The 11,297-nt window shown below is 60.3% G+C and carries 10 protein-coding genes and 1 tRNA gene; 5 read left to right on the top strand and 6 right to left on the bottom strand.

From position 1 onward, the window contains the following. Nucleotides 1-120: 120 nt before the first annotated feature. From AC07RO_RS20295 to AC07RO_RS20280, 4 genes are all read right to left on the bottom strand, one after another. Nucleotides 121-1,074 (bottom strand): 2-hydroxyacid dehydrogenase, encoded by a 954-nt coding sequence (locus tag AC07RO_RS20295; protein WP_346626748.1) that lies wholly within the window; start codon nucleotides 1,072-1,074, stop codon nucleotides 121-123. Nucleotides 1,075-1,105: 31 nt separating this feature from the next. After that, the gene (locus AC07RO_RS20290; RefSeq protein ID WP_346626749.1) at nucleotides 1,106-1,870 is read right to left on the bottom strand and encodes an SDR family oxidoreductase; all 765 of its coding nucleotides are present in this window, start codon (nucleotides 1,868-1,870) and stop codon (nucleotides 1,106-1,108) included. Between the two features lie 50 nt (nucleotides 1,871-1,920). Continuing rightward, nucleotides 1,921-2,610 (bottom strand): fumarylacetoacetate hydrolase family protein, encoded by a 690-nt coding sequence (locus tag AC07RO_RS20285; protein WP_346626750.1) that lies wholly within the window; start codon nucleotides 2,608-2,610, stop codon nucleotides 1,921-1,923. A 192-nt stretch (nucleotides 2,611-2,802) separates the two neighbouring features. Beyond that, entirely contained in the window at nucleotides 2,803-4,119 is a 1,317-nt protein-coding gene (locus tag AC07RO_RS20280) for an MFS transporter (RefSeq protein ID WP_244655970.1), read from the bottom strand. Nucleotides 4,120-4,467: 348 nt separating this feature from the next. Between AC07RO_RS20280 and AC07RO_RS20275 the strand changes: the two genes are divergently transcribed. From AC07RO_RS20275 to AC07RO_RS20260, 4 genes are all read left to right on the top strand, one after another. Next, nucleotides 4,468-5,370, top strand: a complete 903-nt coding sequence (locus tag AC07RO_RS20275) for a helix-turn-helix transcriptional regulator (protein ID WP_192173372.1) — start codon at nucleotides 4,468-4,470, stop codon at nucleotides 5,368-5,370. A gap of 116 nt (nucleotides 5,371-5,486) precedes the next feature. Continuing rightward, nucleotides 5,487-6,116 carry a DUF1780 domain-containing protein gene (locus AC07RO_RS20270; RefSeq protein WP_074888345.1) on the top strand — a complete coding sequence of 210 codons (630 nt, stop codon included), beginning with the start codon at nucleotides 5,487-5,489 and terminating at the stop codon, nucleotides 6,114-6,116. Next, nucleotides 6,113-6,652, top strand: a complete 540-nt coding sequence (locus tag AC07RO_RS20265) for an MOSC domain-containing protein (protein WP_192173373.1) — start codon at nucleotides 6,113-6,115, stop codon at nucleotides 6,650-6,652. Before AC07RO_RS20270 ends, AC07RO_RS20265 begins: the two co-directional genes overlap by 4 nt. A gap of 254 nt (nucleotides 6,653-6,906) precedes the next feature. Then, a complete protein-coding gene (locus tag AC07RO_RS20260; RefSeq protein ID WP_192173374.1) occupies nucleotides 6,907-8,205 on the top strand; it encodes an NAD(P)/FAD-dependent oxidoreductase in 1,299 nt (432 codons plus the stop codon). A 97-nt stretch (nucleotides 8,206-8,302) separates the two neighbouring features. Here AC07RO_RS20260 and AC07RO_RS20255 read toward each other — a convergent pair whose 3' ends face one another. Beyond that, a complete protein-coding gene (locus tag AC07RO_RS20255) occupies nucleotides 8,303-9,703 on the bottom strand; it encodes a diguanylate cyclase domain-containing protein (RefSeq protein WP_346626752.1) in 1,401 nt (466 codons plus the stop codon). Between the two features lie 233 nt (nucleotides 9,704-9,936). Between AC07RO_RS20255 and pstS the strand changes: the two genes are divergently transcribed. Beyond that, complete coding sequence (gene pstS / locus AC07RO_RS20250) at nucleotides 9,937-10,950, top strand: phosphate ABC transporter substrate-binding protein PstS (protein ID WP_495086976.1); 1,014 nt, start codon at nucleotides 9,937-9,939, stop codon at nucleotides 10,948-10,950. Nucleotides 10,951-11,052: 102 nt separating this feature from the next. On the opposite strand, the gene AC07RO_RS20245 is transcribed toward pstS, so the two are convergent. Then, a tRNA-Pro gene (locus AC07RO_RS20245) sits at nucleotides 11,053-11,129 on the bottom strand. Nucleotides 11,130-11,297 lie beyond the last annotated feature (168 nt).

The raw sequence follows: 11,297 nt of genomic DNA, 5'->3' as shown, positions 1-11,297 counted from the left end.
ATGACGCACATCATGTGGGAGCGAGCTTGCTCGCGAAGAGGCAGGAACATCTGCTGCATCTATGGCAGCTGGAATACCGGCTTCGCGAGGGACGCGCTTCAGCTTAGTCAATCACGTCCTTCAAACCACACTCCCCACCGGCACTTTCCCCGCCAGGCCATCCGCCAGACTCGCCAGCACCATCTCACCCATCCGCGTGCGGGTCTGGACGGTGGCGCTAGCGCGGTGGGGCTGCAGGACGACGGTTTCCAGAGCGAACAACGCATCCGGCACATGGGGCTCGTCAGCGAACACATCCAGCCCCGCGCCAGCAATTGATCCCGCTTCCAGCGCTGCAACAAGGTCCGGCTCATTGACCAGGCTGCCCCGCGCCACGTTGATCAAAAACCCCTGCGCGCCCAGCGCTTCCAGCACTTTGGCGTTGATAATGCCTTTGGCTTTGTCCGCAGCTGCGGCAACGATCAGCGCGTCACTTTGCGCGGCCAGTTCGACCAGATCGCCGACGAAGGTGTAAGGCACGTCGCCCATGGCGCTTAGGTCGGTGTAGCTGATGGGGCAGCCGAACGCAGCAGCGCGTGTGGCGACGGCCCGCCCTACCCGGCCCATGCCGACGATGCCGATGCGCATGCCGCTGAATTGACGCGCCAGTGGCAGCGGCACCAGCGGCGTCGCGGTCTTGGCCCATGCGCCGGCGCGCACATAACGGTCGCCTGTGCACAGCCCGCGACAGGCCGAAATCAGCAAGCCGATGGCGAGGTCGGCAACGTCCTCGGTCAGCGCGCCGATGGTGGCCGAGACACGAATGCCACGGTCCCGCGCGTAGGCCAGATCAATCGCGTCGGTGCCGACGCCGTTGACCGCGATGACTTCCACGTTCGGCAACTGCTCCATCACTTCGCGGGTAATGCCGGTGTGGCCGCCAGTCACCACGCCGCGAATGTTGGCGCCGTGCTCGCGCAGATAAGCCGCCTTGTCGGCCTGCTGGAAGTACGGGCGGACGGTATAAAGCTCGTTTAGCCGCGCGTTGATATCAGGGATCAGGATCGGGCTCAACTGGAGGATTTCAGGTTTCATCGGTATCTCGCTCATCTCGAATTCGGACGGATCAACCACGGCCCACGAAGGGCATGTTGGTGGCCATGACGGTCATGTTCAGCACGTTGGCCGACAGCGGCAGCGCGGCGATGTAACGCACGGCATCGGCGATGTGTTTGACGTCGATCATCGGCTCGACGGCGGTCGAACCATTGGCCTGACGCACGCCTTTGGTCATGCGTACCGACAGCTCGGTCAGCGCGTTGCCGATGTCGATCTGGCTGCAAGCGATATTGAATTCGCGACCGTCGAGAGCCAGGCTTTTGGTCAGCCCCAGCACGGCGTGCTTGCTGGCGGTGTACGGCCCGGTGAACGGGCGTGGCACATGGGCGGAGATCGAACCGTTGTTAATGATCCGGCCACCCTGGGGCGACTGTTTGCGCATCAGGCCGAACGAGCCGCGGCTGCACAGGAAAACGCCCGTCACGTTGGTGTCGATCACGCTCAGCCACTTCTCGATGGGCAGCTCGTCCATCGGCACGGCGGGAGCGTTGACGCCGGCGTTGTTGAACACCAGATCGAGGCGGCCATACACCTCCTCGATCGTCGCGAACAGATGATCGACACTGGCCGGATCACGCACATCGCACGACACCGCCATCGCTTCACCGCCCTGCTCCCGCGCTTGGGCTACCAGCTCTTCGAGTGGTTCCAGACGACGCCCGGTGACCACCACTTTGTAGCCGTCTTCAAGCAGGCCTAACGCGACGGAGCGGCCGATGCCACTGCCAGCGCCGGTGACCAGGGCAATTTTCGAAACGGATTGATCAGTCATTATTGTTCTCCTTGTTGCTCATCAAAATGCTGCGGTTCTGGGTGAGTCGCTCAGCGGCGCTCGCCCACTCTCACTTCAAATTCGCCGATGCCGTCGATGCCGCCGTTGATCACGTCGCCCGGTTTGAGCGCAGCAACGCCGGGCGGCGTGCCGGTCATGATCAGATCGCCAGCGCGCAACGTGACGGAATGGGAAAGCTGGCTGATGACTTCGCTCACCGACCAGATCTGGCTATCGAGATCGGAACGCTGACGCTCAACGCCGTTGACCCTCAGCCAGATGGCGCCTTGTCGCCCGTGACCGTCGCGGCCTGCCGGACGAATGGGCGTGATCGGCGCAGAGCCGTCGAACGCCTTCGCCGGCTCCCATGGATTGCCCACCGCCTTGGCGGCCATTTGCAGATCGCGGCGGGTCAAATCAAGGCCTGCGGCGTATCCCCAGACGTGATCCAGCGCGTGTTCGGCGTCGATCTCGTAGCCGTCCTTGCCGATGGCGACGACCAGTTCGATCTCGTGGCAAAACTGTTCGGTCTGGGTCGGAAACGCGATCTCGCCCACCGCGTCCACAACCGATGTCGCCGGCTTCATAAAGAACGCCGGGACCTCGCGCTCGGCACTGGCTACATCGCCCCATTGGTAATTACGGCCCAGGCAAAACACCCGGCCAATGGGGAATCGCCCGTCACTGTCATGCACCGGCAGACTGCTGACTCGGGGCGGTTCAAATACAAAGTTGCTCATGGAATTCCTTATCACCGAAAGATGCTCGACCCCGTCAGATGCATTTGAGACTACGGGATCACACGGCGGGAAAGTTGGATAAAACTGTGTTTGCGCTGGACTAAAAACTCAATATCGACGGCATTAAAAAAGGCGTATTTGCATACGCCTCTGCCCAGTACGGCATAAGTTCACACACACATTCTTGAGCGGTTACCGAGCCTTGAGCTCAATGCGATAAATGCGGCCGAGCAACAGTGAATAAGACAGCGTGCCGATACACGCCACCCCGCCGATGAACCAGAACGCCCAGGCGAAGTTGCCGGTGACGTGCAGGATTTGCCCGATGACAATGGGCGTGACGATGCCGCCGATATTGGCCGCCAGGCTGGTGATGCCCCCGGTCAGACCGATCAGCTCTTTGGGTGCGATCTCCGACACGGCCGCCCAGGAGGATGACGCGATGCCCTGTGCGAAAAAGGCGATTGTGAGCAGCGCGATGCAGACTTCATTGGAGTCGGTGAAGTTGACCAGCATGATCGACATGCCCAGCGCCGAACCCACCACCAGTGGCAGCTTGCGAGAGAAGGACAGCGAGTACCCGCGACGGATCATCCAGTCGGCGATGAAACCGGCCAGCAGTACGCCGACGGTGGCGCCAATGAACGGCAGCACTGCGAAGATGCCGACTTTGACCATGGTCAAATGCCGCTCTTCAATCAGATAGGTCGGGAACCACGTCAGGAAAAAGTACAGCGCCGAGGTGCTGGCGAACTTGCCCAGGCAGATGGCCCAGACTTGGCGATATTTCAGCAGCTCGGCGATTTGCGCCCACTTGAATTTGTTTCTTTCCTGACTGCTTTTGACCAGGCCGCCGCCGTCTTCGATGTAGGCCAGTTCTTCCTTGCTGACCTTCTTGCAGTTCATCGGATCGCGGTACAAGTACAGCCAGGCAATCCCGAAAACGATGCCAATAATGCCAGTGCTGTAAAAGACGTGACGCCAGTCATAGGTCGTCGCGAGCCACAGCAGTAAACCGGTGAACAGCGCCGTGCCCAGATACTGCCCGCACACATAGATGCTGCTGGCCATGCCCCGCTCCCGCGCCGGGAACCAGACCGTGACCGCGCGGCTGTTGGCCGGGAACGCCGGGGCTTCCATCGCGCCGATGGCCAGACGCAAACCGAAAAGTGAAGCGAAACCGCCGACCATGCCTTGGCACACCGTGACCGCCGACCATGAGATCAGTGAGGCACCGTAGGTGAAGCGCGAACCGAACCGGTCGGCGATGAAGCCGGCGGGCACCAGAGCGAAGGCGTAGGTCCAGGCGAAAGCGGAGAAGATCAGGCCCATCTCGACCTTGTCCAGACCGAGGTCTTTGGCCATGAAAGGCGCAGCGATGGAGATGTTGACGCGGTCGACGTAGTTGATGATCGTGGCGATCAGCAACAGCGACAGCATGAACCAGCGACGGTGGGTCATAGGTCGGGCGGGAGCGGCAGTGACTGGTGCGGCCACGACAGCATCCATCGCCTGAATATCAGGGTTGCTCGACATGAGAAGTCCTCATTGTTTTTATTGGTATCGAGTGATGACGTGCACCCCCAAGTTATCGTACGACCGGTTTTAAACAAGACGATGCTTAGAACGTTTTTGGATTTCAACAGGTGCCCGTAATGAATTGTCCAAAAAACAGCGCGCGTGCTAAAACAGCAATTAGCAACCAAAAGGGGGCGAAAATGCCTGCGCTAGAGCGGTCTGTATAAGGAGACCAGTCAGACCATTCTTGGACAAATCGACTCGCCACCACGCTGATGAAATTTTTGGATTTGGTCATACGACGACCGACAATAAGAAATACACGACGAGGAGCACTCGATGGATTCCGTCAATCGCGTACCCACCTACGGCATGCAGCAGCGCAGTGAGCGGCCGGACTTTTACATCCGCGGCAAAACCGAGGGCAAACCGGAGACCGCGCCCCATCGGCACGAATATTTTCAGATTCAAATCAACCTCGGCGGCGACACCGTGCAGCACATTGGCGGCGTGGTCCGGCCCTTCCCGCGCAACACGCTGGCGTTCATCCTCCCGCACAAATTGCATCTGATCCCGCATCCGCCGGAAGGCAATTTTCTGCTGATCAACTTTGCCCAGACCTTCCTGCTGCCCCAGTTGCAATGCGACCCGCTGGACCTCGAAGACGTGGCCATCGCCCTCGCCCCGGAGCTGTCGCCGTTCCGTTTTCAGGAGCATCTGGATTTCACGCTGGACGCCGACGACTTCGCCGAGATCGAGCATTTGCTGGGCCGGATGCGCGAGCTGGATGCGAACCGGCAGTTCGGCACGCGGGAGGTGCTCAAAGGGTGCCTGCTGCAACTGATCGGCACGGTCTGCCAGCTGTACGCCGAGCCGATCAAGCGGCTGGCCGATGACAACGCCGCCGAGCGCAGCCGCCGCGATGCATTGGCGCGGATGTCGGAGTACGTGCGCAAGAACCTCGACGACCCGGACCTGAGCCTGAAAAAAGCCGCTTCAGCCGCGTTTCTGTCGCCCAACTACCTGACCCACTGGCTGCGCAAGGAAGTCGGCAAGACCTTCAGCGAACTGGTGCTGGAGCGGCGCATGCACCTGGCGCGCACGCTGCTGCTCAACGGCAGCAAACCGGTGGGGGAAGTGGCGCGGTTGTGTGGGTTTGCCGACGAGGCCTACTTCTCGCGGCGCTTCCGCCACGCCCACGGCATGCCGCCGGGGCAGTTCAGGAAACAGCGGGATTTGTAGCCTGCCAGACCCCGCTCATGCGCCGGGCAGCTTCTTAAATGGATCAGCGCCTCCCCGGCCAACTTTATCTCGGCCCCAGTGTTTCTTCTCCCCTCCAGAGCGTTAAGCTTGGCGGCATGGATGACTCCGATTATCTGCGTCTTTTGACGAGCCAGGCCGAGCAAGCCAATGCGTTTCTGTCCAATGCGCGCAAATGGGAGCGCGAGCGTTGGGTGTGCGAACGGTTGCTGCAGGGCCTGAACATTCCCCATCGCACCGACGACTTCCTGCCTGCCGGGCAAGAGCCGCCGGACGTGCTGTTTCGCGATGCGTGTTTTGAAGTGTTCTTCGTTCTGGACGAAGGCCGTCGGTTGAACGATGAATGGCGCGAAGAACTGCAACGTCGACGCAGTGCATTTTCCCTCAGCCAACTGGTGCGCCGGGAAGCCAAACCCAAACGCATCCCCGCCGCCGAATTGCTGCGGCGCCTGGCGCCAACCCTGCGCAAAAAAGCTCACAACTACAAAGAACGCGGGCTGGATCTGGGCGAACTCGACATCATCGCCTTCGCCAGCCTCAAGCGCGAGGTGCTCGACCTGAACAGCCACTTTCCGCCGCCTACCGAATATCTGCGCCAGGGCTGGCGATCACTCTCGCTGGTCGGGCCGACCTTCGCCCGGGTATTGTTCGCCCATCCGGATGCCCCGGATTTCCTGCGGACCAATTTGGGCCGCAGCGTGGTTTTTGATGTGGGAATCAGTTTATGAGTCCGTTGCAGGAATTGATCGCCGATGTACCCCAGCGTGGACGCGTGCGCTGGATCGGCGTGCGCCCGGAATCCCGTGGCGAGATGGTTGAGCTGGACGCCGTGGAAGCCCGTCGCGAAGCAGGCCTGACGGGTGATCACGCACGCCCTGGCCCGCGCAACGCCCGACAGGTGACGCTGATCCAGTGGGAGCATTTCGCCGTGGTCAGCTCGCTGATGGGCCGGGCCGAGGACAACCCGGTGTTGCCCCAGGATCTACGACGAAACATCGTGATCAGCGGCATCAACCTGTTCAGCCTGAAAAACCGACGTTTCCGCATCGGTCAGGCGATCTTCGAAACCACTGGCTGGTGCCAACCCTGCGCGCGCCTTGAGCAACGTCTCGGCCACGGCATCTTCCAGGCCGTTCGCGGCCATGGCGGAATCACCGCGCGGGTGATACAAAGCGGCATCGTGCGTCTGGATGATGTTTTGTGTATCGAGCCAATCGAACCGAGCGTCCAGGACTTTAACGCAGCCAACAGCGCCGTTTCCTGATCCGGGTCAATAGTGATAAAGAGCCTCAAATGATCAGCCGCCTGAAACCTGCCGACACCGCGCGTGTCGAAGCGTACGTTCGAGCCCCCCGCCCAAGTCGAGCGCCGGCCTTTTTGGCGTTGGCGGCTCCTTGTGGTGGTGCTTGGACCGGGCCCTTTTTGAGCCATTTACAGAGCAATCTGACGCTATGAGCTGCCTTGCGCTCGCGCGGATTGCGCTGACACAGAATTCCTTAAACCTTATGAGATATCCCCATGACCCATCGTATTGTGATTGTCGGCGGAGGCGCTGGCGGTCTGGAGCTGGCTACCCGTCTGGGTAAAACCCTGGGCAAGAAAGGCACCGCCAGCGTCACGCTGGTCGACGCCAACCTGACCCACATCTGGAAACCGCTGCTGCACGAGGTGGCCGCCGGGTCGCTCAACTCCTATGAGGACGAGCTGAACTACGTGGCGCAAGCCAAGTGGAACCACTTTCAGTTCCAGATGGGTCGCATGACCGGTCTGGATCGGGAGAACAAGCAGATCCACCTGGCCGAAACCCTCGACGAAAACGGCAATGAGCTGGTCCCGGCGCGCAGCCTGGATTACGACTCACTGGTGATTTCCGTGGGCAGTACGACCAATGATTTCGGCACCAAAGGCGCGGCAGAACACTGCCTGTTCCTTGACACCCGCAAGCAGGCCGAGCGCTTCCATCAGCAATTGCTCAATCGCTATCTGCGTGCCCACGCCAGCCAGAATGATGCGGCCGAAGAGATCAACGTCGCCATCGTCGGTGCCGGGGCCACGGGTGTCGAGCTGGCTGCGGAACTGCACAACGCGGCCCACGAACTGGCGGCCTACGGGCTGGGCCAGATCAAGCCGGAAAATCTGCGTATCACGGTGATCGAGGCCGGCCCGCGCGTCTTGCCGGCATTGCCGGAACGCATTGGCGGACCGGTGCACAAGACGCTGGAAAAACTGGGCGTCACGGTGCTGACCAATTCGGCGGTCAGCGAGGTGACGGCTGACAGCCTGGTGACTGCGACCGGTCAGGTGATTCCTGCAACGCTGAAGGTCTGGGCGGCGGGCATCCGCGCTCCGGCATTTCTGGAAGGCATCGCCGGCCTTGAGACCAATCGCATCAACCAGCTGCAAGTGCGTCCGACGCTGCAGACCTCCCGCGACGACAATATCTTCGCTTTTGGTGACTGCGCGGCCTGCCCGCAAAAAGGCACTGACCGCAACGTCCCGCCCCGTGCGCAAGCGGCGCATCAACAGGCATCGTTGCTGGTGAAGTCGCTGAAGCTGCGCATCGAGGGCGGCACGCTGCCCGAGTATCGCTACAAGGACTATGGCTCGCTGATTTCGCTGTCGAAGTTTTCGGCGGTCGGCAATCTGATGGGCAACCTGACCGGCAGTGTGATGCTCGAAGGCTGGCTGGCGCGAATGTTCTACGTTTCGCTGTACCGCATGCACCAGATGGCGCTGTACGGCATGTTCCGCACGCTGATGCTCATGCTGGGCAGCCGAATCGGTCGCGGCACCGAGCCACGGATGAAGCTGCACTAAGGCTGAGTCCTGCAGGTCCGCCGCGCCAATGCGGCGGGCCTCATTCCCCCCATTCCACACGCCCGGCTTACCGGGCGGGCGCGAGAGTGCGCGCCCGTTACGGCATCACCCGCCCTTTGCCCAAATGCTTAGCCTTGTACATCCAGCGGTCGGCCTCGCGCATGAGTTCGTCCGGGGCTTTGCCGGAGCCGGGTTCGTACATGGAAAAGCCGATGCTGGCGTTGCTGCAAATGACATCGCCTTTGATCGTGAGGGGCTGTGCAATCGCGACGAGGAGTTTCTGAGCCACTTCGCGCGCTTCTTCCACGCCCGGCGTGATGCCTTCGAGAATCACGATGAATTCGTCACCGGCCAGCCGCACCAGGCTGTCGGTCCTGCGGATGCAGCTCTGCAAACGTGTGGCGATAGCGCGCAGCAGATCATCACCGGCATCGTGCCCGTAACTGTCGTTGATGACTTTGAATCCATCCAGGTCAATGAACATCAGCGCCATTTGCAATCTGGAGCGATCCGCCCGCGCCTGAGCGATCGGCAACAGCGAGTCCAGCGCGCGGCGATTGTGCAGACCGGTCAGGGCGTCATGTCGGGCCTCCTGCTCTAGCTCCTTGCGCGCCTGAATGTTCTGGATGATCGAAATGAAATATTCCAGCTCTCCCGCTTCGGACAGCTTTTTCGTGACGCTCAGATTGACCCAAACCGCTCTGCCGTCTTTGCGCAGGTAACGCTTCTCCATCTGGTAGCTGTTGATTTCACCGACGCTCAGTTGATGCAGCATCTCAAGATCATTGCCCAGATCGTCGGGGTGGGTGATGTCCTGAAACGTCAGCTGCTTGAGCTCATCGGGCGCGTACCCAAGGACATCGCACAGCGCGGCGTTGACGCTGATCCAGCCACCGTCCGGCGCGACCAGCGCAATACCTACCGACGCCAGCTCGAACATCGAGCGATAGCCCGCCTCACTGGCCTGAAACAAGGCCTCGGAGCGATTCTTCTGAATCCGCGTCAGCATCAGGTTTTCCCGCAGCTGCATTTCCCGGCTGACGATCTCGGCCAGGTCGTGGAGGATGGACAGCTCGTCTGGGGTGAGGATTCTGGGCTGCGCGTCAATGGCGCAAAGCGTGCCCACGGCAAAGCCCTGGCTGGTGCGTATGGGTACGCCAGCATAAAAACGGATATGGGGATCGCCTGTGACCAGTTGGTTGTCGCAGAAACGCGCGTCTTCGACGGCATCGGGCACCACAAGCTCGGTGGCCTCAAGGATGGCGTGCGTACAGAACGCGAGCTCCCGCGGCAACTCTGTCGCTTCAAGCCCTACTCGGGACTTGAACCACTGACGGTCCTGATCTACCAGCGATATCAGAGCGATCGGCACGTTCAGCACTTGCGCCACCAGACGAGTGATCCGGTCTAGGGCGACCTCGGGGGGAGTGTCGAGAACTTCGAGAAGATGCAGCGCTTCAAGTCGCTGTTGCTCGAGTGGAGGAGTTGGCGACTTCATATAACGGCCGATCCTGAAAAGACTGCCTGAAGTCTATACCGGGCCTCATGAATCCGCACCCGGAGCGACGTGTAAAAAACGGGCTCGGCCGCCGCGATTGATCAACCTACCGATGAAGAAAATCTGTCACGCCTTGTCATAAAAACGTGCTGTTTGCTGTGATCCCATCACGCATCTCACCCCGATGTCGCTCGATTACAGGAAGTCCATCCATGTTGCAGCTCTCACGACTGATGCTGGCCACAGGCCTCGGCATCGCGCTCAATCTATCCATGGCCGCCACGGCAGGTGCAGCGTCCGAGGTCACCGGCGCCGGCTCCACGTTCATTTATCCGGTGCTGTACAAATGGGCGACCGACTACAACCAGAAGACTCAGGTCAAGGTCAATTACCAGTACATCGGCTCTGGCGCGGGCATTGCCCTGATAAAGGAAGGCGCCGTGGATTTCGGCGCGACTGACCGACCGATGAGCTCGGCCGACCTTCAATCCTTCGGACTGCAGCAGTTTCCGTCGGTGATCGGCGGCATCGTCCCGGTTATCAACATCGCCTCAGTCAAACCGGGCACGCTGAAATTCACAGGCCCGGTGCTGGCCGACATCTACCTGGGCAAAATCAGCAAATGGAATGATCCGGCCCTCGCCGCCCTGAACCCGGGCGTGAAATTGCCTGACGCGAAAATCAGCGTGGTGTATCGCTCGGATGATTCCGGCACCACGTTCAACTGGGTCAGTTACCTGGCGAAGGTCAGCCCGCAATGGAAGAACCAGCTTGGCGCAGGCGCGTCGGTGAAGTGGCCGGTGGGCATGGGCAGCAAAGGCAGCGAAGGCGTGGCGACGTACGTGAAGCAGGTGCCAAACTCGATCGGCTACGTCGAGTACGCCTACGTCAAACAGCAGAAGTTGAATTATGGGCTGCTGCAGAACGCTGCCGGCACGTTCGTGACGCCGAGCACCGAAAGCTTTCAGGCGGCAGCGGCCACAGCAGACTGGAAAAACGCGAAGGATTTCGACCTGTCGATGCTCGACGCGCCGGGGGAAAACGCTTATCCGATTACCGCCGCGACGTTCATCGTGATGTACAAGCAGCCCAAGGACGTTGATCGTCAGAAGACCGTTCAGGATTTTTTTCGCTGGACGCTGGAGAGCGGGCAGGAACACGCACGCTCGCTGGACTTCGCACCGATCCCCGATGACCTGAAAAATCAGATCGAAGCTTACTGGGCTAACCCGCCCAAGGCTCAGTAAATGCCAGAAACGAAAAAAGCGTCCCTAGGGACGCTTTTTTGTAGCTTCAGCGCAAGTGGCGCTTCAGCGGTATTTTCTACCCGGATACAGCTGGGGCGAAAATGGTCGGGGTAAGGGGATTCGAACTCCTGACATCCTGCTCCCAAAGCAGGCGCGCTACCGGACTGCGCTATACCCCGGTGAAACATTGAAAACACCCTAAGGTATTTCCAGAGCGGGTGACGCGAATGGCGTCACTCCCTAAGATCCAACCCGATGAAACCAGGTCAAAAATGGTGGGTCGTGTGGGATTCGAACCTACGACCAATTGGTTAAAAGCCAACTGCTCTACCAACTGAGCTAACGAC

The organism is Pseudomonas sp. GW821-FHT07F05 (assembly GCF_059418765.1).
Note: the sequence above shows the minus strand (reverse complement) of the source record. Positions and strands in the feature narration are given on the sequence as shown.